The sequence below is a fragment of the Parasphingomonas caseinilytica genome, from assembly GCF_036663755.1.
Classification (GTDB): Bacteria; Pseudomonadota; Alphaproteobacteria; order Sphingomonadales; family Sphingomonadaceae; genus Sphingomonas.
The window spans coordinates 1-21,321 of sequence record NZ_JAXOJL010000002.1 but is presented as its reverse complement, the minus strand read 5'-3'; the positions used below and the strand labels follow the sequence as shown (position 1 = coordinate 21,321).

General features: G+C 64.7%; 21 protein-coding genes. 14 read left to right on the top strand and 7 right to left on the bottom strand.

Features of this window, described 5'->3' with window-relative positions; genetic code table 11:
• Positions 1 to 53 precede the first annotated feature (53 nt).
• On the bottom strand, positions 54 to 1,382 hold the full coding sequence (locus U1738_RS06575; RefSeq protein ID WP_332788256.1) for a DUF418 domain-containing protein: 1,329 nt from the start codon (positions 1,380 to 1,382) through the stop codon (positions 54 to 56).
• A gap of 66 nt (positions 1,383 to 1,448) precedes the next feature.
• Positions 1,449 to 1,937 (bottom strand): DNA-deoxyinosine glycosylase, encoded by a 489-nt coding sequence (locus U1738_RS06570; RefSeq protein ID WP_332788255.1) that lies wholly within the window; start codon positions 1,935 to 1,937, stop codon positions 1,449 to 1,451.
• A 45-nt stretch (positions 1,938 to 1,982) separates the two neighbouring features.
• Here U1738_RS06570 and U1738_RS06565 point away from each other — a divergent pair, with 45 nt between their 5' ends.
• Positions 1,983 to 2,135, top strand: coding sequence for a hypothetical protein (locus U1738_RS06565; RefSeq protein WP_332788254.1), 153 nt, complete (start codon positions 1,983 to 1,985; stop codon positions 2,133 to 2,135).
• 18 nt (positions 2,136 to 2,153) lie between these two features.
• Here the strand turns inward: U1738_RS06565 and U1738_RS06560 are convergent, their stop codons facing one another.
• Genes U1738_RS06560 through U1738_RS06550 form a run of 3 tightly spaced genes read right to left on the bottom strand, consistent with a single transcriptional unit; the run spans position 2,154 to position 3,369 of the window.
• Positions 2,154 to 2,660: a DUF1993 domain-containing protein gene (locus U1738_RS06560; RefSeq protein ID WP_332788253.1), complete on the bottom strand. Its 507-nt coding sequence runs from the start codon at positions 2,658 to 2,660 to the stop codon at positions 2,154 to 2,156.
• A gap of 47 nt (positions 2,661 to 2,707) precedes the next feature.
• On the bottom strand, positions 2,708 to 3,082 hold the full coding sequence (locus U1738_RS06555; protein ID WP_332788252.1) for a type II toxin-antitoxin system VapC family toxin: 375 nt from the start codon (positions 3,080 to 3,082) through the stop codon (positions 2,708 to 2,710).
• A gap of 20 nt (positions 3,083 to 3,102) precedes the next feature.
• Positions 3,103 to 3,369: a type II toxin-antitoxin system VapB family antitoxin gene (locus U1738_RS06550; protein WP_332788251.1), complete on the bottom strand. Its 267-nt coding sequence runs from the start codon at positions 3,367 to 3,369 to the stop codon at positions 3,103 to 3,105.
• Between the two features lie 113 nt (positions 3,370 to 3,482).
• Here U1738_RS06550 and U1738_RS06545 point away from each other — a divergent pair, with 113 nt between their 5' ends.
• Together U1738_RS06545 and U1738_RS06540 are read left to right on the top strand one after the other, a co-directional pair.
• Positions 3,483 to 4,475, top strand: a complete 993-nt coding sequence (locus U1738_RS06545) for a cysteine synthase A (protein ID WP_332788250.1) — start codon at positions 3,483 to 3,485, stop codon at positions 4,473 to 4,475.
• Positions 4,476 to 4,525: 50 nt separating this feature from the next.
• Complete coding sequence (locus tag U1738_RS06540; protein WP_332788249.1) at positions 4,526 to 4,834, top strand: hypothetical protein; 309 nt, start codon at positions 4,526 to 4,528, stop codon at positions 4,832 to 4,834.
• A gap of 44 nt (positions 4,835 to 4,878) precedes the next feature.
• Here U1738_RS06540 and U1738_RS06535 read toward each other — a convergent pair whose 3' ends face one another.
• Entirely contained in the window at positions 4,879 to 6,321 is a 1,443-nt protein-coding gene (locus U1738_RS06535; RefSeq protein WP_332788248.1) for an SPASM domain-containing protein, read from the bottom strand.
• Positions 6,322 to 6,494: 173 nt separating this feature from the next.
• A complete protein-coding gene (locus U1738_RS06530) occupies positions 6,495 to 7,577 on the bottom strand; it encodes a glycine-rich domain-containing protein (RefSeq protein ID WP_332788247.1) in 1,083 nt (360 codons plus the stop codon).
• 548 nt (positions 7,578 to 8,125) lie between these two features.
• On the opposite strand from U1738_RS06530, the gene U1738_RS06525 reads away from it, so the two are divergent.
• From U1738_RS06525 to murC, 11 genes are all read left to right on the top strand, one after another.
• Positions 8,126 to 8,626: a division/cell wall cluster transcriptional repressor MraZ gene (locus U1738_RS06525; protein ID WP_332788246.1), complete on the top strand. Its 501-nt coding sequence runs from the start codon at positions 8,126 to 8,128 to the stop codon at positions 8,624 to 8,626.
• On the top strand, positions 8,623 to 9,579 hold the full coding sequence (gene rsmH, locus U1738_RS06520) for a 16S rRNA (cytosine(1402)-N(4))-methyltransferase RsmH (RefSeq protein ID WP_332788245.1): 957 nt from the start codon (positions 8,623 to 8,625) through the stop codon (positions 9,577 to 9,579). Before U1738_RS06525 ends, rsmH begins: the two co-directional genes overlap by 4 nt.
• Positions 9,576 to 10,199 carry a hypothetical protein gene (locus U1738_RS06515; protein WP_332788244.1) on the top strand — a complete coding sequence of 208 codons (624 nt, stop codon included), beginning with the start codon at positions 9,576 to 9,578 and terminating at the stop codon, positions 10,197 to 10,199. Before rsmH ends, U1738_RS06515 begins: the two co-directional genes overlap by 4 nt.
• Positions 10,196 to 11,935, top strand: a complete 1,740-nt coding sequence (locus tag U1738_RS06510) for a peptidoglycan D,D-transpeptidase FtsI family protein (RefSeq protein ID WP_443026987.1) — start codon at positions 10,196 to 10,198, stop codon at positions 11,933 to 11,935. The genes U1738_RS06515 and U1738_RS06510 overlap by 4 nt, the downstream gene beginning before the upstream one ends.
• Positions 11,932 to 13,347, top strand: a complete 1,416-nt coding sequence (locus U1738_RS06505; RefSeq protein WP_332788242.1) for a UDP-N-acetylmuramoyl-L-alanyl-D-glutamate--2,6-diaminopimelate ligase — start codon at positions 11,932 to 11,934, stop codon at positions 13,345 to 13,347. Before U1738_RS06510 ends, U1738_RS06505 begins: the two co-directional genes overlap by 4 nt.
• Positions 13,348 to 13,474: 127 nt before the next feature.
• Positions 13,475 to 14,851 (top strand): UDP-N-acetylmuramoyl-tripeptide--D-alanyl-D-alanine ligase, encoded by a 1,377-nt coding sequence (locus tag U1738_RS06500; RefSeq protein WP_332788241.1) that lies wholly within the window; start codon positions 13,475 to 13,477, stop codon positions 14,849 to 14,851.
• A complete protein-coding gene (gene mraY / locus U1738_RS06495) occupies positions 14,851 to 15,921 on the top strand; it encodes a phospho-N-acetylmuramoyl-pentapeptide-transferase (protein WP_332788240.1) in 1,071 nt (356 codons plus the stop codon). Before U1738_RS06500 ends, mraY begins: the two co-directional genes overlap by 1 nt.
• A complete protein-coding gene (gene murD / locus U1738_RS06490; RefSeq protein WP_332788239.1) occupies positions 15,918 to 17,315 on the top strand; it encodes a UDP-N-acetylmuramoyl-L-alanine--D-glutamate ligase in 1,398 nt (465 codons plus the stop codon). The genes mraY and murD overlap by 4 nt, the downstream gene beginning before the upstream one ends.
• Positions 17,312 to 18,541 (top strand): FtsW/RodA/SpoVE family cell cycle protein, encoded by a 1,230-nt coding sequence (locus tag U1738_RS06485; RefSeq protein WP_332788238.1) that lies wholly within the window; start codon positions 17,312 to 17,314, stop codon positions 18,539 to 18,541. The genes murD and U1738_RS06485 overlap by 4 nt, the downstream gene beginning before the upstream one ends.
• Positions 18,538 to 19,689 carry an undecaprenyldiphospho-muramoylpentapeptide beta-N-acetylglucosaminyltransferase gene (murG, locus tag U1738_RS06480; RefSeq protein WP_332788237.1) on the top strand — a complete coding sequence of 384 codons (1,152 nt, stop codon included), beginning with the start codon at positions 18,538 to 18,540 and terminating at the stop codon, positions 19,687 to 19,689. The genes U1738_RS06485 and murG overlap by 4 nt, the downstream gene beginning before the upstream one ends.
• Entirely contained in the window at positions 19,686 to 21,101 is a 1,416-nt protein-coding gene (murC, locus tag U1738_RS06475) for a UDP-N-acetylmuramate--L-alanine ligase (RefSeq protein WP_332788236.1), read from the top strand. Before murG ends, murC begins: the two co-directional genes overlap by 4 nt.
• Positions 21,102 to 21,321: the final 220 nt, after the last annotated feature.

Here is a 21,321-nt window from a genome sequence, read left to right as displayed (position 1 = left end):
AGGGCAAGCCGTGCTTTGGATACGCGGCGGCCCGGTGATGGGGTAGGGGTCGGTTAAAGCGCCTTCCGGAACGGTAGCCGCCGCCGTTCGACGATCGAGCGCCAGGCCCACTCCACCGGCGCGATGCGGTAATAACGCAGGTACGCGTTGGCCGCCCATAGCAGGGCGAGGTCGAGCGCGGCCGAGATCAGCATCATGGTCATCCAGCCGGTCTGGCCGTACAGGCCGAAGGCGAAGGGCGGGTAGAGGATCCACAGGCAGACGATCGTCTGCAGCACGTACAGCGTGAGCGCGGTGCGGCCGGCGGCGATGAACGGGCGGAACAGCTTCGCGCCGATCGCCGTGCCGAGCAGGAGGTGGATCAGGCCGATATGGCCGAGCGTGGCGGTGATGCGAGCATAGCTCTCGAAGGCCCAATTATATTCGTTGGCGTCGACGAACCGCGTCTGTTCCCATGCCCCGAAGGCGCGGAGCGACAGGCCGATGGCGTAATAGCCGAGCGTCATCGCGATATAGAAGCTCCGGCTGCGCAGTCCTTGCAGGATACCCATCTTGAACAGGGCCGCGCCGATCAGCATCATGCTGGCCGAATCCCAGATCGAGAACAGTTCGCCGACGCCGAGCCGTTGGACCGCCTTGCGCCATTGTTCGCGCACCCAGTTGACGCTCGTGCTGCTGCGCGCTTTGTCTTCGGCGGCGACGCGGGCGTCGTGCTTTCTGTCGTCCTTCGCCTCTTCGGCCTTGGCCTTGGCGTATTTGGCGACCTTCTCGGTTTCCGCTTTGGTCAATGTCCGGCCCGCGTCGCGCTTGGCGGTGAGCGCGGCAACCTCGGTGCGGCGTTCGTAGGGGCGGTAGATGCCGAAATAGCTCGCGCCGAACAATTGCATCGTCGCCATGATCAGCCCGATCGTGATCAGCCAGCGTGGCGGCAGGCGGCGGAACCAGAACGCGACCAACGCGGCGATGCCGTAGGTGTGCAGGATGTCGCCCGGCCACAGGAAGATGAAGATGTGCGCGAGGCCGAACAGCCACAGGACGATGTTGCGCCAGTAATAGCGCCTGAAGGCGATGCGGCGTCCGGCGGCGGTGGCGATGCGATCGGTGAGGATCACCATGCCCGCGCCGAACAGGAATTGCAGCATCGTTCGCGCGGTGCCGTTGGCGAGGATCTCACGGGCCCACCAGGCGATCTGGTCGTAGATCGTCCAGCCCATATGGCGCAGATCGGGGTCGGAGAAGGACGCGCCCATATCGTTGATGTTCATGAACAATATGCCGAGAATGGCGATGCCGCGCAGGATATCGAGCGTCGCGATACGGGGTGCGCCGTCGGGTTCGGCGGCTGGCGGCATCTGCTCCGCGATGATCGTCGTATAGGTCATGTCACAGCCCCCGCCGCCAAGTGATATATATACGTAATACAGTCGGCGGCGGTCGCCAAGCCGGAATCAGCGCGCGAGATGATCGCGTAGCGCGCGCCAGGCTGGGAGTTTGGCGTCGAGGCCGACCGTGTGCAGCGGGCTGCTGGAGGGCAGGGCGATCAGGGGCAGGCCGGTCGCCCCCAATTGGCGGACGCCGTGGCGGTGTGCGGTGGCACCGTTGAAGGCGATCGCGCGCAGATTCGGCAGGCTGGCGATCAGGCCGGGCAGATCGTTGCCGACATGATTGCGGATCGCGGCATCGGTGCTGCCGGGGCGGACCGCGCTGGCCACGACATCCCACAGGCCGACGCGTGCGGTGCGGAGAGCAGCGAGACGATCGTCATAAGGGAGGCCCGCGATGTCGCGATCGATCGCGGCGGAGATCAGTCGCCAGAACTGGTTCTGCGGATGCGCGTAATAGCGCGCCTCGGCGAGCGAGCGGTCCCCGGGCAGGCTGCCTAGGACAAGAAGCCGGGTGTCGGTATCGACGATCGGCGGGAAGCTGTGCTTGATCATATTCACGGATACCGAATCTTAACCGCCCATCGCTAAAGTGGCGAGGTGCTGAAATTCCTTGCCGCCTCGATCCTGATGCTAGCCCTCGTCGATATCGGCGTGGCGCGTGGCGAGCATGTGCTGGACGTCGTGGGCGTGATCGGCCATCTCTTCCACTTCGTGTCGCACATGGGCAGCGGATCGCTGTTCACCTGGTGATCCGCCGGGCGCGAACGTTTACACTCCGCCGAGATAATCCATCTTGCCTACCGGCACGCCCTTCATGCGCAGGATCGCGTATGCCGTGGTGACGTGGAAATAGAAGTTGGGCAGCACGAAGCCCAGCACATAGCTTTGCCCGGTGAATTCCAGCGTGCGGTTGGGCGTGGGCAGCGTGATCGCCTTGCCCTCCTGACCGTTCATGGCTTCCGGCGGGACCGACTTGAGCAGATCGACCGTCTTCGCGATGCGCGCCTGCAGATCCGCGAAGGTGGTTTCCTCGTCGGGCATCGCCACGCTGTCCACGCCGCCGATGCGGACTACGGTGAACTTGGCGGAATCGCTGGCGCGCTGCACCTGCGACGTGAGCGGGGCCATGTCGTCATAGAGCTTCGCGGTGAGCAATTCGGACGGATCCACACCATTGTCCGTCGCCCATTGTTCGCCCTTGGCGAGGAAGGCGGACATGGCAGCGAACCCGCGTAGAAAGGCAGGCACGGTGATGTCATACAGTTCGGTGGCCATGATTCATCCCCTCATCGTTGGAGCGTAGATGGGGACGGGGCCGGTGCTTACAACGTAAGGGCGGGCTTGATGTCGGTCTGGGAGAAATCGTTGCCCTTGAACAGGAGCGGTTCGCCGGTGGCTTTGGCGAGGGCGTAGGCGAAGCAGTCGCCGAAGTTGAGGTCCGACTTGTGGCCCGAACCGCGACCGTATCGGCGATATGCCTGATGACCAATTTCGGCCTGCTCGACGCTCACCGGCTCGATGAAGATCGAGACGACATCCGTGACGGTCCTCAGCCGTTCGAAAAGATCATTTCCGGGGCGTCGCGTCAGCACGGCGGAGAGTTCGATCCACGTCCCGGCCGAAATTGCATTCCGATCGGACTGCCCAAGCGCCTCGATCATGGCATGTCGCTCCGGTTCATTCAGGATGATGGCCATGATCGCCGACGAGTCGACGATCATCCTGGCAGACCATCCTCATCATAGATCGAATCCATGATTTCCTTGGATGTCTTGCCCTCCCATTCCGGCGGCAAATGCTTTCGGAATTCATCCACAGCTTCATTCATACGGGCGATCCTTTCGGCGACTTCGATCTTCCGCCGTTCCATCTGTGCGAGAAGCGCGGTCTTGATCGCGGCCGTCACCGATTGGCCGGTTGCATCGGCCAGATCGCGGGCCATTTGGACCGTTTCCGCGTCCTTGATGTTGAGTTGCACGCCCATGTTCTACCTCCGATCCTTATCATTCTACCATAAGCCCGATTTCACCGCACGCAAAAATGCGTGGCCAGAAATGCGTGGATTGCCGGATCGGGCTGGCGGGCTATCTAGGGGGCATGCACACGACATCCGATACGCTCGCTCTCATCGGCAATACTCCGCTCGTCCGGCTGAAGGGGCCGAGCGAGGCGAGCGGGTGCGAGATCTTCGCCAAGTGCGAGTTCGCCAATCCCGGTGCCTCCGTAAAGGATCGGGCGGCGCTGTATATCGTCGAGGATGCCGAGGCGCGGAATGCGATCCAGCCGGGCGGCACGATCGTCGAGGGCACGGCGGGCAATACCGGCATCGGGCTGGCGCTGGTCGCCAATGCCAAGGGCTACAAGACGATCATCGTCATGCCCGAGACGCAGAGCCGCGAGAAGATGGACACGTTGCGCGCGCTGGGCGCCGAACTGGTGCTGGTGCCGGCGGCGGCTTATTCGAATCCGGGGCATTTCGTACACACCTCACGCCGCATCGCCGAGGAGACGCCGAACGCGATCTGGGCGAACCAGTTCGACAATATCGCCAATCGCCGCGCGCATATCGTCGGCACGGCGGAGGAAATCTGGCAGCAGATGGATGGCAGGATCGACGGTTTCACCTGCGCGGCGGGGACGGGCGGGACGATCGCCGGAGTCGGGCTGGGGCTGAAGGCGAAGGACGAGACCGTCTGCATCGCGCTCAGCGATCCGCATGGCGCGGCGCTGTACGAATATTATGCACATGGCGAGTTGAAGGCGGAGGGGTCTTCGGTGGCTGAGGGGATCGGGCAGGCGCGGATCACCGCCAATCTGGAAGGCGCGCCGATCGACACGCAATTCCGCATCTCCGACGAAGAGGGGATGGATTGGGTGGTACGGTTGCTGGCCGAGGAGGGGCTTTGTCTCGGCCTTTCGTCCGGCATCAACGTGGCGGGGGCGGTGCGGTTGGCCAAGCATCTCGGGCCGGGCAAGCGCATTGCCACGATCCTGTGCGATACCGGCTTTCGGTACCTTTCGACGCTGTACAATCGCGAGTGGCTGACGGCCAAGGGATTGCCGATTCCGGCCTGGCTTGCTGCAAGTTAAGCCGTGGCATCGACAAGACGACCCGTTTACGTTACATTTATGCCACAGGCATGATGACATCACCGGAACCCAACCTCGATCGGGGCCAGACCACACAGCGTGTGAAGGTCGGCATGATCGGCCTAGCCGCCGTGCTGTTGCTGATCGGGCTGGCCGCTGCGATCTTCTCCACCGCCAGCCGCGAACATGCCGTGGCGGGTGGCGCGAATCCTTCGGTGGTGGCCAATCTGACGATCGGCAACGATCTTGCCGGGATCGGCGATGGCAGCGAACCACTCGCCGATCTGGGCGTCGCGCCGAGCACCGCGACCGAGAATGCCGATGCCGTGGCGAAGGCCAGAAAGACCGCCGCGCAATAGCTCCGGTTTTGCGGTCGCTCTTCGACCATTTTGCTGGGAATGGTTTAGCGCACGAATAGGCGGCTGGCGGTATCCTGCGTGCGAAAGCCCTGCAGATCGCCCAACAGGACGATCGGGTCTGCGAGACGTTCGTCCTCCATGGCGTGCCGAAATGCCGCATGGTCGGGATGGGAAGGCAGGAATATCGCTTTCCGGCGATAGGCTTCGGGCGAGAAGGTTCCCCAGTTCGTCAACCGCGCGAAGAAGATGCCGTTCGCGCCCACCCGGTGAGCCAGATCGACGGCGTCGCCCATTTCACGGAAGTTATCCTCCTGTACCGTGAACACCAATTCGAGATTGTCGATCAGCCCGTTGGCCAAAAGGGTGCCGGCGAAGGTCATGTTCTCCATGACGGTAGGCCAGTGCGCACCTAGACGGAGCACCTCATGCGTCGGGCCGGTTGCCGCATCGATGCTGATCTTGAGAAGCGCGACGCGGCGATGGAGTGATGGGAATGCATCCCATTGCCGAGCCGTGAAGAGCATGCCGTTCGTCATGATCTGGAATTTCAGGTCGGGATAATGCTCCGGCGTCAGCGCACTCATGAGCTGGCGGAAATTCTTGCTCGCGAACGGATCGCCCGAACCCGTGACGAAAACCGTATCCGCCGTCTTGAGCATCGGAAGGATGGCCCGCTCCTGGATCTCGGCATAGCGCGTCCGGGTGACATCGTCGGCCGCATAGCGCTCGACGCGACAGCTGGGGCAAGCAAGGTTGCAGGTTCTGTCGTAAGCGAGATTCACGACCTTCGGACCACTCGGCATGATGGTTGCCCGCTCGGCGACGACCTGGTCCCACTGCGGTGACGAATTCGCCAATTCGTTTTTGGTCGGCAAGGCGTTGCTCTGAATCTTGGGGCAGGCACCCTTGTTGCAGTAGCGGTAGGAGCCATCGTGGATGCTGGTCCGGATCGCCTCGGCGGTCGGGCTGTTCCACACATCCTGCCACATCCCGTCCGACAAGCTGCCGATCGACGTCCCGAGCCAACTGGCGCAGCACAGATGAGACGACCCGTCGAGCACGTCCAACTGCTCGAACGGCGTCTCGCACATCCGCCCTTCGAGGACGTATCTGGGATCGCCTGGATGCTGAAGACCGCGCATATGGAACAGCGCGCCCTGCACCAGCGGCGACTGACTGAAATCCGCGGAGAGGTCAGCAAGCACCTCGGTCATGTCTGCGACGTTACCAAGTGCCGCCCCGCACATCGCCAGCAGGATTTTAATCGGTGCTGCCTTGGCTCCGCGCACGGCTGCGAGCCGTTGCAGGAGAACGTCTGCGATCAGTGGATTGGCGCCGAGATAGTCGGGAATGTGCGGCCAGAGTTCGGGATGATCGAGCCCGTCCGCAAGAATGCCGAGCATGATATCGACCATTTCGTTCGCAGTGGCCACCATCGCGACATCGCGCGGCTCGTCCGCCCCAGCGATAGTGTGTTCCGCCAACATGGTTATTATTCTCCGGCTCCGATCCTCTCGCATTATAGCGGAAGGACCGGACCGGCGGTCGATTCGCGGGCGATATGGAAGGTATCGTCCCGCGAACCGGCCCTACTTATTTCTGTTATTTTGATGGCTCTCTTGCAAAGGAACCGGCCGATCTACGTGGTATACGGCCTTGTTCAGGCATATTCGTAGACGGTAACCAGGCCATTGCCCCCAGCACCGCCGGACCGAGCCGAAGCACCGGCGATCGAACTGGCACCACCCCCGCCCGCTCCGGGCGCACCAGCCGGTTGACCGGGCAGATTTCCTTCCCCGCGTCCGCCACCGCCATAAATCGATGTCGCGCCACATCCGCCTACGACCGCGGCTCCGCTAAAGATCGAGCCATACTGGCCCGCGCCTCCCACGCCATTTGCCAGGCTACCGCCGGTAGGGGCATTGCCCGGATACCCGCCCCCCACAACTGCAGGTGGCGTGTAGGCGGGGCCGGCGAAACCGCCGTTGCCGCCGGGTGTCACGATCACTGTGCCGAAGCTCGACGTTCCGCCCGGATTGCCGTTTACCGCAGCGGCAGATGTCGCGGCACCCCCGGTCCCCACAGTGATAGCCACATTGGAAAAATTGGCGGTCAAACGCGCACGTGCGAAGGAACCGGCGCTACCACCGCCGGCGGCCGAGCCTTGCGAACCGCTCGTGGCCGCACATCCGCCACCACTGCCATCACCACCGACCGCTTCGACGATCACGCTGCTCGTCCCCGGCGTGGGTACGTAGGTACCGTTGCTCGTGAACGTCTGCACGCCGACCAGTCCGCCGGTCGTGGAGGTGACGGCCGTCGTCGTGACGCGCTCGTCCGTGATCGCGGTGTTGGTGATGGCGCTCATCGCAGGGGCAAGCGCAATCCGGGCCAGTGGCAAATAGCCCGATGGTACCAGCGGAGGGGTCGGTGACGCCGCCTCGACACCCTGAACGACCAGGATCGCATCAGTCTGCGGATTTACGACGACGCGATCGATTCGGGGATTGTTTGCAGGTGCCGCGATCGTCGGCGTGGTCCGGGCCGGAAGGTCTACGACCGTGCCGTTGCGGAAGGCTGCGCCAGCGGCGACGACCACCGCCATAGCGGGTGGCGACGCTTCGCTGACCGCATAAGCAGCGGCGATGCGTCCCATCACCGCGACATCGCCGCCGAGCTGGGAGAAATAGGAGGTCAGATAGTCCTGGTACGGCCATAATTGCTGGAATGAATACGTGCCCATTTGATCGTCCTTTCGATTCGAAGGGACGGTCTAACTCCACACCAAAATCCAACTTAACAAGAACAAAAAAGGAACATTGAGTTAGGCTTTGTCAACTGGACTGGTCTGTGGGCGAACGAAGTGTCTTGCGTAGGCCTCACGGTTTTCATCCTAATTTACAGTGTTGGTCCGAATATGAGGTGCATTCGCAGGAGCGATCTGACGGCTCGCTCTCGTTGGCCTGCAAGTCCGCAAATGTCGTCGCATGCACCGACCCCGGATTCGCTTGCCAACCCTGAAATCCCCGGCAATCCCCGTACCTTCCAGCACCGATTGCGAACGGAAGAGGAACGCCCCGTTCTGGGTGCGATATAATTGGTGTTAATTAGCGACAGATAGCCGCAAATCCCCCTTGGTCCCCGGGTTTCCCCTTGAATCCCCGGTTAACCCAAGATAACCATCTTTATATAGAGGGGCATACTCTTTCGCCTGCGCCAGTCAGGAACCGGGAATCGACTCAGCGTCGTTTTCGGGAACGGGAGAGTCATGCCCGCTAGTGTGGGGACGGCGTGGGCGAACGGGTGGACTATCAGGGAGACGGTATCGGCCTTGTCGACGACAAGGGCCGGTGTGCCATCCCTGCGTCCCTCCGCCAGGCGCTGGCGGCGAACAGCCCACGCGCCGATGGCAAGGATGGCGGCACCGTCATCGTCGGCGTCCATCCCAAGCACACCTGCCTGCGCGCCTACGATCCGGCCTATGTCGCGATCCTGAAGGCGAAGCTGGATGCACGCGAGGCGCTGCACACCGGCGAGGACGGCGAGCCGAACTATAATTTCAAGCGTCGCGGCGCGAGCGGCGAAGCGGTGCCGTTCGACGGCAGCGGCCGCTTCATCATGCCCGGCTTCCCGCGCGATTATGCCGGGATCGACGAGACTGCGTTCTTCTGGGGCACGATGGACTGGATCGAGATCTGGGACCCGAAGACGCTGATGGCGGCGAGCGATGTCGATCCGGTGATGCAGGCGGCATGCCGTTATCACTGCAAGCAGAAGGGGATCGTCCTGTGATCCCTTATGCCGACGCCCCGCACATCCCCGTGCTGTACACCGAAATGCTCGATGCGCTCGCCATTGCCCCCGGCGAGACGCATGTCGATGCGACCTTCGGGGCGGGCGGGTATACGCGCGGGATGCTGGCGGCGGGCGCAAGCGTCTACGCCTTCGATCGCGATCCCGACGCGATCGCGGCGGGGCGTGCGCTGGAAGCCGAATACGATACGCTGACGCTCGTGCCGGCGACCTTCTCCGCGATGGAAGCGGAACTGGCGGCGCGCAATGCGGTGCCGGTGGACGGCGTGACGATGGATATCGGCGTGTCGTCGATGCAGCTCGACCAGGCGGAGCGCGGCTTCAGTTTCCAATCGGACGGTCCGCTGGACATGCGGATGAGCCAGGAGGGACCTACCGCTGCCGATTTCGTCAACACCGCCGACGAGAGCGACATCGCCGACGTGCTGTACGAATATGGCGACGAGCCGCGCTCGCGCCGGGTGGCGCAGTTCATCGTCGCGGCGCGCCCGATCACGCGCACGGCGGAGCTGGCGCATGTCGTGCGACGGGCGCTGGGTTACAAACCGCATGACAAGAAGGACCCGGCGACGCGGACCTTCCAGGCGCTGCGGATCGAGGTGAATCGCGAGCTGGGCGAACTGGCCGACGGTCTCGCCGCTGCCGAGCGCGTGCTGAAGCCGGGCGGGACGCTGGCCGTGATCACCTTCCATTCGGGCGAAGACCGGATGGTGAAGCGTTTCCTGAAGGAGCGCAGCGGATCGCTGCCGTCGGGATCGCGGCACATGCCCGAGGTGAAGGCGGCTGCCGCGCCGAGTTTCGAACAGGTCGCCCGCGCCATCCGCGCCGGTGACGAGGAGATCGCGCGCAACCCGCGGGCGCGATCGGCGACGTTGCGGGTGGCGAAGCGGACGTCGGCCGCACCCTGGACCAGTGTAGGAGTACGAAAATGATCGCGCTTGCGTGGAAGATGCTGGTCTGGTTCGGGATTGGCGTAGCGATGGCCCTCAGTGTGCTGATCGTGCCGCTGCATGTCGCCGCCGAGCGCAAGAAGCTGGACACGACCACCAGCGAGGTCGCGCAGGCCGAGCGCGATATCCGCGCGCTGGAGACCGAGTTCGAGACGCGATCGAACATCGCGCAGCTGGAGAAGTGGAACGGCGATACGCTGCGCCTGTCCGCACCGGTCGCCGCGCAATATGTGCGCGACGAAGCGGCGCTGGCGTCGCTCGATTTCCACCGTCCGCTGAACGGCAATGCCGCGGGGGCCGACGTGCGGATGGCGTCGGCGATCGTGCCGTCGCAGGCCGGCGGACCGGCCGTTGCGGTCGCCGCGACGCCGGCTCCTGCCGCGCAGGCTCCGGTGGCGATGGCCGCCGTCGTGACCACGACGCGCGCCGTGCCGGCGATCGCGCATGATGCGGCGATGGTGAAGACCGCCGCCGTGACCCGTCCGCGCATGCAGGCGATCAAGACCCAGACGGTGGCAATGCTCGACCGCAAGCTGCTGAGCGATTCGATGCTCGGCGATCTGACCAGCGGCGCGAACGCAGAAACGCGACGCCTGCATTGAGCGTCGTGGTCGCCCGTCCCATGCCGGGCCGCCGGCCAGCGGGGCAGCGCCATGCGCTGATCCAGACGGCACATATGCGTCTGATGATCCTGCTGCTGCTGTTCACGGCGGCGATCATCGTCGTGCTGATCCGGCTGACTGCGTTGGCGTTCGTGTCCGATTCCGGTAGCTCGCATATGGCGGTGATCGGCGAGAATTGGAGCCGGGCGGATATCGTCGATCGCAACGGCGAGCCGCTGGCGCGCACGATCGAGGCATGGGGCATCGGCGTGCACCCGGGCAAGATCCTGGGTGACAAGCGCGAGATCGCCGAAAAGCTGGCCCAGCTGATTCCGGGCCATGATGCGGAGTATTTCTACCAGCGGCTGACGATGGACGTGAACTTCACGTATCTGGAACACCATGTTTCCCCATCGCTGGTGACCCAGGTGCATGCGCTGGGCGAGCCGGCGCTGACGTTTGAGAAGGAAGCCGAGCGGCTGTACCCGCAATCGACGATGGCGGCGCACGTGCTGGGATATCTGGGTCATAACAAGGATGACCAGCGCATCATCGAGGGGCAGGGCGGGATCGAGCGCGCGTTCGAGGCGCGCCTGACCGATCCGGCGCAGCGCGGCACGCCGCTCGCGCTGTCGATCGACTATCGCGTCCAGGCCGCGATGGAGAGCGAATTGGGTGCGGCGATGACGACCTTCTCGGCGCGCGGCGCAGCCGGCATCGTGCTCGATGCGAATACGGGCGAGGTCATCTCGATGGTGTCGTTGCCCGTGTTCAACCCCAACCGGGTCGGTCTTTCGGGCAGCGAGCAATTGCGCAACAATACGACGCAGAGCGTGTACGAGCTTGGCTCGACGTTCAAGCCGATCACGGTGGCCGCAGCGATCGAGTTCGGGGTGGTGAAGGACATCAGCCGGCGGTTCGACGCAACCGCACCGCTCAAGGTGGGGCGGTTCACGATCCACGACGAGGCGGGCGATCCCAAGCGCTGGCTGAACATGCCCGAGACGCTGATCTATTCGTCGAACGTCGCCACCGCGCGGATCGCGGACGAAATCGGGCCGCAGCGCATGCAGACCATGTTCCGTCGGCTGGGGCTGGACACGAAGCCCGATATCGAGCTGCGCGAAAAGGGGCGGCCGCTATGGCCCAAATTCTGGGCTCGAACCACCACCATGACCACGGGCTTTGGCCACGGAATCGCGATCACCCCGCTGCAATTGGCCGCGTCCTATGCGGCCCTAGTCAACGGCGGCACGTGGCGTCCATCCACGCTGCTGAAAGTGGGGCCGGGGCATCCCGTTGCGGCGGGCCGTAAGGTGATCAGCGATGCGACGAGCTACCGCATGCGCCAGATGCTGCGTCTGATCGTGCTGAAGGGCACCGGTCGCAAGGGTGAAGCACCTGGCTATCGCGTCGCAGGCAAGACCGGAACCGGCGAAGTGCCGACTGCGGGCGGGTATGATCGGTCGCGCAATATGGCGACGTTCGTCGCTGCGTTCCCAATCGATCGTCCGCGTTACGTGGTGTTGGCGATGCTCGATTCGCCCCAGGGCACGAAGGAAACGGGCGGATGGAAGACCGCGGCCTGGAATGCGGCGCCGGTCGTGGGTCGTGTGATTTCGCGGGTCGGCGGGCTGCTCGGGGTGATCCCCGATACGACGCTCGATATCGACGAATCCGATCTGCTGCCCTTGCTGTGGCAGGCCCCCGGCGAGCGAACGGTAGACGCGCAATGAAGTTGGGCCAGCTGACAGGTGCCGGCGAGACCGACACGGTCAGCGGCTTCGCGATCGACCATCGCAAGGTGGCGGACGGCTGCGTGTTCGGCGCGTTCGAAGGTGCCAAGGTGAATGGCGAGGATTACATCGCCGATGCGGTGAAGGCCGGGGCGATTGCGGTGGTCGCGCGGCTTGAAGCTGTCGTGCAGGGCGCGGTGCATATCGCCGACGCGAATCCGCGCAAGGCGTTCGCCGGCCTAGCGGCGAAGTTCTTCGCGCCGTTCCCCGCCGTCGCGGTTGCGGTGACGGGGACCAACGGCAAGACGAGCTGTGTCGAGATGACGCGGCAATTGTGGCGCATGGCGGGGTTCCATGCCGCGTCGATCGGTACGCTGGGCGTGACGACCGGGGACGATCGCGTATCGACCGGGCTGACCACGCCGGATGTGGTGACGTTCCTGTCGAACACGGCAGGGCTGGCGCGCGAGGGTGTGAGCCATGTTGCGTTCGAGGCATCCTCGCATGGGTTGGACCAATATCGCACCGAGGGTCTGCCGGTGCGGGCGGCGGCGTTCACCAACCTGTCGCGCGATCACCTCGATTATCACGGCACGATGGAATCGTATTTCGACGCCAAGGCGCGACTGTTTTTGGAAGTGGTCGCGGCGGACGGCGCGGCGGTGGTGTGGGCCGACGATCCCTGGTCGGCGAAAGTGATGGAGATCGCCGCAGCGCGCGGGGTGCGGGTGCTTTCGGTCGGGACGCAGGGCGAGACGCTGAAGCTGGTGTCGCGCGATCCGACTCTGCTGGGGCAGGGGCTGGTGATCGAGGCCGATGGCAAGTCGCATAAGGTGAATTTGCCGCTGATCGGCGCGTATCAGGCGGCGAACGCGCTTGTGTCCGCCGGGCTGGTGATCGCGACGGGTGGCGAGGTTGCGGCGACGCTGGCGGCGGTGGCGCGGCTGCAGCCGGTACGCGGGCGGCTGGAACGCGCGGTGATCTGCCGCTCGGGCGCGCCGGTCTATGTCGATTATGCGCACACGCCGGATGCGCTGGAGGCGGCGATCTCGGCATTGACGCCGCATGCGAAGGGGCGGCTGATCGTGGTGTTCGGCGCGGGCGGAGATCGCGACCAGGGCAAGCGTTCCGCGATGGGCGCGATTGCTTCGGCGATGGCGGACGTGGTGATCGTGACGGATGACAATCCGCGTGGCGAGGATGCGGCGGCCATTCGCGCGATGGTGATGGATGGCGCACCGGGGGCGATGGAGATCGGGTCCCGGCGTGAGGCGATCGGCGCTGCTATCGGTATGGCGGGTCCGCAGGATATCGTGCTGGTTGCGGGCAAAGGGCATGAGCAGGGGCAGATCGTCGGCGATCTGGTGTTGCCGTTCGATGATGTGTCCGTGGCGCGGGAGATGGCGGCGTGAGTTTGGTAGGTCTTCTTGAGCCCCTCCCCTTTAGGGGAGGGGTTGGGGTGGGGCCGTGCGTTGGAAACCAACTGGCGTATCTGATCCCACTTCCCCACCCCAACCCCTTCCCTGAAGGGGAGGGGCTATGAAGAGTCTCTGGACCTCTTCCGACATCGCGGCTGCAACCGGTGGCGTTGCGTCTGCGCCGTTCGCCGCGACTGGCGTGACGTTCGATTCGCGCGAAGTGGGGCCTGGCGATCTGTTCGTGGCGCTGACGGGTGAGGCTACCGACGGCCATCGCTTCCTGACCCAGGCGTTCGAGCGTGGCGCGGCGGGGGCGATCGTTTCCGAGGATAGCGCACACCCGCACGTTCGCGTGGCCGATACGTTCGCCGCGCTTGAGGCGCTCGCTATCGCCGCTCGCGCGCGTACCGCCGCGAAGATCATCGGCGTGACGGGGTCGGTCGGGAAGACAAGTACGAAGGAAGCTTTGTTCGCGGCGCTCGACCGGGCGCAGCCGGGGGCGGCGCATCGTTCGGTGAAGAGCTACAACAATCATGTCGGCGTGCCGCTGAGCCTTGCGCGGATGCCGGCAGAGTCGCAATTCGCGGTGCTGGAAATGGGCATGAACCATGCCGGCGAACTGGCGCACCTGACCAGCCTGGTGCGCCCGCATGTCGCGATGGTGACGGCGATCGCGCCCGCGCATACCGCATTCTTCCCGGACGAAAGTGCGATTGCCGATGCCAAGGGCGAGATCTTCGCCGGGCTGGAGCCGGGCGGGGTGGCGATCATTCCGTATGACAGCCCGCACCGCGACCGGCTGATCGGCCATGCCGAGCCTTATGCCGCCAGAATCGTGACGTTCGGTCTCGAAGCCGGTGCCGATGTGCGGGCGATAGAGGCGATGCGGCTGGCGACCGGTGCGACGTTCGTGACGGCGCGGGTGGGCGAACGCGAGCTGAGCTTCACGATGGCGCAGCCGGGCATGCACTGGGTGTCCAACGCGCTGGGCGTGCTGGCGGCGGTGGATGCGGTGGGCGGCGATCTCGGCATGGCGGGCCTTGCACTTGCCGAACTCGGTGGTTTGCAGGGGCGGGGCGCGCGGTTCATGGCGAACGTCGCAGGCGGCGAAGCATTAGTGATCGACGAGAGTTACAACGCCAATCCCGCCTCGATGCGCGCGACGCTCGCCGTGCTGGGCGCGGAGGGGGCGGCGCGGAAGATCGCGGTGCTGGGCGAGATGCGCGAACTGGGCGATGGCAGTGCGGGTTATCACGCCGCGCTGGCTGATCCCGTCGCCGAAGCGGGCATTTCCCACGCCGTATTGGTCGGCCCGGAGATGGCTGCGCTAGCGGAAGCGCTTGAGGGGCGCGTGCAATTCGTCCATGTGGCGGATGCCGCCGCCGCCCGGACAAGCTTGCTTGAAATACTGGCACCGGGCGATGCGGTGCTCATCAAGGGATCGAACGGCGTAGGGCTGGCGGCGTTGGTCGCGGGCCTGAAGAGCGGGACAGCATAATGCTCTATTTCATCGCCGAACATCTGGGCTTTCCGGGGCTGCTCAACCTGATCCGCTACCAATCGGTGCGGACCGGCGGGGCGGTGACGATGGCGCTGATCGTCGGGTTGATCATCGGCCCGCGCTTCATCGGGTGGCTGCGCGTGCGGCAGGGCCGGGGCCAGCCGATTCGTGCCGACGGGCCGCAGACCCACCTCGCCAAGCGCGGCACGCCGACGATGGGCGGGCTGATGATCCTGACCAGCATGTGCCTGTCGATCCTGGTGTGGATGGACCTGCGCAATCCGTTCGTCTGGGCGTGCCTGTTCGTGACCTTGGGCTTCGGTGCGATCGGGTTCCTCGACGATTACGACAAGGTGCGCAAAGCCAGCACCGCGGGCGTTTCGGGGCGGACGCGGCTGATCGGCGAGTTCCTGATTGCCGGTATCGCCAGCTGGATCATCATCGGCGAGAACGGAACGCACCTGTACGTGCCGTTCTTCAGCAGCGTGTCGATCGATCTGGGCTATTTCTACATCCTGTTCGCGGCGTTCACGATAGTTTCGTTCGGCAATGCGGTGAATCTGACCGACGGGCTGGATGGCCTCGCGACGATGCCGGTGATCATCGCCTCGGTCGCGTTCATGATCATCGTGTATCTGGCGGGCAACATCAAATTCGCCGGATATCTGGGCATTCCGCACGTCAAGGGGGCGGGCGAGCTGGCGATCTTCTGCGGGGCGATCGTGGGGGCGGGGCTGGCCTTTCTGTGGTTCAACGCGCCGCCGGCAGCAGTGTTCATGGGCGATACCGGAAGTTTGGCATTGGGCGGGGCGCTGGGCGCGATCGCGGTGGTGGCGCATCACGAGATCGTGCTGGGCATCATCGGCGGGCTGTTCGTGATGGAGGCACTGTCGGTGATCATCCAGGTGTTCTTCTACAAGCGCACCGGCAAGCGCGTGTTCAAGATGGCACCGATCCACCACCATTTCGAACAACTCGGCTGGGCTGAGGCGACGGTGGTGATCCGCTTCTGGATCATCGCGTTCGTGCTGGCGCTGGCCGGGCTGTCGACGTTGAAGCTGCGGTGATCACGAGCGAGCTCTGGCGCGGGAAACGCTTTGCGGTGCTGGGGCTGGCGCGGTCTGGGGCTGCGACTGTGCGCTCGTTGGTGGCGTCGGGCGCCGAGGTCGTGGCTTGGGATTCGGATGCGGCGAAGCGGGAACTTCTTCTTCAAGCCCCTCCTCTTCAGGGGAGGGGCTGGGGTGGGGGAAGCCTCGCAGAGACCATCCCTGCCGCACGGCCCCACCCCAACCCCTCCCCTGAAGGGGAGGGGCTTTTGAGTTTCGCCGACCCGGAAGAGATCGACCTCGCGGGCTTCGATGCGTTGGTTGTGTCGCCGGGCGTGCCGCTCAACCGGCACCCGATCGCCGCTAAGGCGCGGGCGGCGGGGGTGCCGATCATCGGCGACATCGAATTGTTCGCCCAAGCGCGGGCGGGGCTGCCGACGCATAAGGTAGTCGGCGTTACAGGGACCAACGGCAAATCGACCACCGTCTCGTTGATCCACCACATCCTTCAGACGGCGGGGGTGCCATCGCGGCTGGGCGGGAATATCGGCCTGCCGATTCTGGAGCAGGAGCCGCTGCCGGAAGGCGGCGTCTATGTGCTGGAACTGTCGAGCTATCAGATCGACCTGACGCGGACCCTCGACTGCGATGTCGCGGTGTTGCTCAACATCACGCCGGATCATCTCGATCGGTATGATGGCTATGCCGCGTATGCCGCGTCTAAAGCACGCTTATTCTCGATGCAGTCCAAGGAGCATAACGCGGTAGTCGATGTTTTGTCAGCCGCAGAGGACAATGTGCTCGAAGGCGGGCCGGGGGTTACTGTAAGTTTCATTGAAGACGCGCTGGATTTCAAGGGGATGAACAAGCGCGAACAGAAGGATTGGCCATCATTGCAAGGGCCGCACAATCTGCGAAACGCGCGTGCTGCGATCGAAGTGTGCGATATTCTTGGAGTTGATGTCGAGATCATCAAAGTCGGCCTCCGCACCTTCACCGGCCTGCCGCACCGCATGGAACTCGTCGCCACCAAAAACGACGTCGCCTTCGTCAACGACAGCAAGGCGACCAACCCCGAGTCCGCTGCGCCCGCGCTGGCGGCGTTCGATCGGGTGCATTGGATCCTTGGCGGGCAATCGAAGAGTGACGATCTCGATGCCTGCGCGCCTAGCTTCGGACATGTCGTGCGCGCTTACACGATCGGAGCGGCGGGGCCGAAATTCGCCGGGATTTTGAAGGGCCGGATGCCGGTCGAGGAAAGCGGCACGCTGGCGGCGGCCGTGACCAGCGCGGCGGCGCAGGCGAAGCCTGGTGAGACGGTGTTGCTCTCCCCGGCCTGCGCGTCGTTCGACCAGTTTCGCGATTTCGAGGATCGCGGCGACCAATTCCGGCACGCGGTGGAGGCTTTGGCATGACCGATATGCGCGCGCAGAGTTCTTCGCAGGGCAGCGGCGTGTGGAGCCGGATGAAGGGCCGTGGCGGACGGGGCGATCGTTCCGCACTCGGCATGTGGTTCTGGGATATCGACCGGGTGCTGTTACTGCTCGCATTGCTGCTGATCGCGATCGGGCTGGTCGCGGTCGGCGCGGCCAGCCCGTCGGCGGCGCAGCGTTATTCGGGCGACAAGCATCATATTGCGCCGCTTTATTATCTGTGGTGGCAATTGGGCTGGGTCGGCGTGTCGTTGCCGGTGCTGTTCGTCACCTCGATGCTGCCCGTGTCCGCCGCGCGGCGGATGGCGCTGATCGGCACGGTGATCTGCCTGTTGCTGCTGATCGCGGTGCCGTTCATTGGGGTGACGCGCAACGGCGCGACGCGCTGGCTCGATTTCGGGCTGTCTCTGCTCCAGCCGTCCGAATTCCTGAAGCCCTGCTTCATCGTCACCACCGCGTGGTTGCTGTCGATGCGGGCGCAGGACGAGCAATTGCCGGTCGTGTTGATCACTGGCGCGCTCACCGCGTTCGTCGCGATGCTGCTGATGCTGCAGCCCGATTTCGGGCAGACGGTAGTGTTCTGCTCGGTGTGGATCGCGCTGCTGATGATTTCGGGCACGCCGGTGAGGACGATGGCGGCGCTGATCGGGTGCGTGCCGATCGGGCTGATGGCCGCCTATCTGTTCTACGATACCGCGCGAGTGCGGATCGATGCATTCCTGTTCCCGGGTGCGGAAGGCGGATCGGACAATTTCCAGACCAATGCGGCGTACAACACGATCACCAATGGCGGCTGGCGCGGCACGGGGCCGGGCGGTGGCACGATGAAGTTCCGCCTGCCGGAGGGGCATACCGACTATATCTTCTCGGTGATCGGCGAGGAATTCGGGCTGGTCGCCTGCGCGGTGATCGCGATCCTGTTTCTGGCGATCGTGGTGCGCGTGTTCGTGAAGCTGCTGAACGAGCAGGACGAGTTTCGTCTGTACGCCGCCGCCGGTCTGGCGACCCAATTCGGGGCACAGGCGCTGATCAGCATGTGCGTGAATACCGGCATGGCGCCCAGTAAGGGCATGACCTTGCCGTTCATTTCATACGGCGGATCGTCGATGATCGCGCTGTCGATCGGCATGGGATTGCTGCTTGCATTCACGCGGCGAAACCCCTTCGTATCCCGCTCCCCCTATATCGCGCGTTGGAGCGGCGAATGACTGGTCAAAAGCATTTCGTTTTGGCGGCGGGCGGCACCGGCGGGCACATGGTGCCGGCGGCGTCGCTGGCGGCGGAGCTTGGGCGGCGGGGGCATCACGTCTCGCTGATCAGCGACGATCGCGGCGTGCGGTTTCCGGGCCTATTCGACAAGGTGCAGACGCATGTGCTGCCCGCCGGGCGGCTGGCAGGCGGACCGATCGGCTGGGCCAAGGCGGCGAAGGCGATGATCGAGGGTCGCGCACAGGCGATCGAATTGTACCGGCACCAAAAGCCGGCGGCGGTGATCGGCTTCGGCGGATACCCCGCGCTGCCGGCGTTGCTGGCGGCGTTCAAGGCCGGCGTCCCGACCGCGATACATGAACAGAATGCGGTGCTGGGCCGGGTCAATCGGCTGGTCGCTGGCAAGGTGGATGCGATCGCCACCTCCTATGCCAATGTCGCGCGGCTGAAGGACAAGTATCGCGGCAAGGCGCATCTCGTAGGCAATCCGGTGCGCGACGCGGTGCTGGCGCTCAGATCGCAGCCTTATCCGCTGCTGGAGGAGGACGGCATCTTCCGCGTGCTGGTGACGGGCGGGAGCCAGGGTGCGAGCGTGTTGAGCCAGGTGGTGCCCGATGGCCTGTCACTGCTGCCGGTCGCGTTCCGGCGGCGCTTGCAGGTGACGCATCAGGCGCGGATCGAGGATATCGATGCCGCGCGGGCCAAATATGCTGAGTTGTCGATCGCAGCGGAACTGGCGACCTATCTGCCCGATATGCCGGAGCAACTGGCTTGGGCGCATCTGGTGATCGCGCGGGCGGGGGCTTCGACGCTAGCGGAACTGACCTGTGCAGGGCGTCCCGCGATCCTGGTGCCGCTGCCGAGCGCAACCGACGATCACCAGACGGCGAACGCGAAAGAAATGACCGAGGCGGGCGGGGCGCGGACGATCGCGCAGCCGGCGTTCACGCCGGTGGAACTGGCGAAGCAGATGCAGCGGCTGGGGCTCGATCCGTCGGCGTTGCAGAATGCTGCTGGGCGGGCGAGGAGTTGCGGGCGGCCCGATGCGGCGCGTGATCTTGCCGATCTGGTCGAGAGTCTCGATGCACCGCTGGGCACCATGCCGATCGGCGTGCCGTTGCCGGCCGGAAAGCCGAGCTTCGCATGAGGGGCGTGGCAACCGACATCGGAACGATCCACTTTGTCGGCATCGGCGGGATCGGCATGTCCGGCATTGCCGAGGTGATGAAAAATCTCGGCTATGACGTGCAGGGATCGGACGTGGCCGAGGGCTATGTCGTGCAGGGCCTGCGCGACAAGGGCATCCGCGTCGCGATCGGCCATGCCGCCGAGAATATCGGCGATGCGGCAGTGGTGGTGACGTCCACCGCGATCGTGCGCAGCAACCCGGAGGTCGAGGCGGCGCTGGAGCGGCGTATCCCGGTGGTGCGGCGTGCTGAGATGCTGGCGGAATTGATGCGGCTGAAATCGACCGTCGCGGTGGCGGGCACGCACGGTAAGACGACGACGACGAGCATGATTGCGGCGCTGCTCGATGCAGGCGGCGTGGACCCGACCGTGATCAATGGCGGGATCATCAACAGCTATGGATCGAACGCGCGGCTGGGCGCGAGCGACTGGATGGTGGTCGAGGCAGACGAGAGCGACGGCAGCTTCCTGCGTTTGGACGGCACGATTGCGGTGGTCACCAATATCGATCCCGAACATCTCGATCATTACGGGTCGTTCGATGCGGTGAAGGATGCGTTCGTCGAGTTCGTCGAGAACGTGCCCTTCTATGGCGCGGCGTTGCTGTGCCTCGATCACCCGGAAGTGCAGGCGATCATCCCGCGGGTGCGCGACCGGCGGGTGGTTACGTACGGATTCGCGGCGCAGGCGGACGTGCGCGGCGTGAACGTGACGCCGATTCCGGGCGGCAACCGCTTCGACGCGGTGGTGCGCTCGCGCGACGGATCGGTGCGGACGATCGAGCGGATCGAACTGCCGATGCCGGGGCGACACAACGTGCAGAACGCGCTGTCGGCGATCGGCGTGGCGCTGGAAATGAACATTCCGGACGCGACGATCTGTACCGGGTTCGCCAAGTTCGGCGGGGTGAAGCGGCGCTTCACCAATGTCGGAGAGATCGCGCTGGACGGCGGTATCGTCACGATCATCGACGATTACGGACACCATCCGGTCGAAATCCGCGCAGTGCTGGCGGCGGCGCGCGAGGGCGTGCAGAACCGCGTGATCGCGGTGGTGCAGCCCCATCGCTACACCCGGCTCGGCAATCTGATGGAGGACTTCCAGCAGGCGTTCAACGATGCCGATATGGTGCTGGTCACGCCGGTCTATGCGGCGGGCGAGGCACCGATCGAGGGTGTCGATGCGGAGGCGCTGGTCGAGGGGCTGAAGCGGCGCGGGCATCGCTCGGCGGCGACCGTGGCGGATGCTGGTGCACTGGCCGTGGCGCTGGCGGGTGTGGTGCAGGCCGGAGACATGGTGGTGTGCCTTGGCGCTGGCGATATCACGAAATGGGCGGCCGGGCTGGCTGCCGGGATCGAGGCGGCGCGGTGAGTGGCGGTGTGCCATCTTCTTCCCCCCTCCCCTTCAGGGGAGGGGCCGGGGGTGGGGCCGTGCCTCAGTCGGCAGCGCAAGTTTCTGCGGCTCGGCCCCCCCCCAACCCCACCCCCGAAGGGGGGGGGGGTTAGGGGGGTCTGACCCCCAAACCACCCCGAGCACCCCTCCTGGGGGTGAAAACGGGCGGGGGGGCGGGAATGCGGGTCGAGCCGCAGGA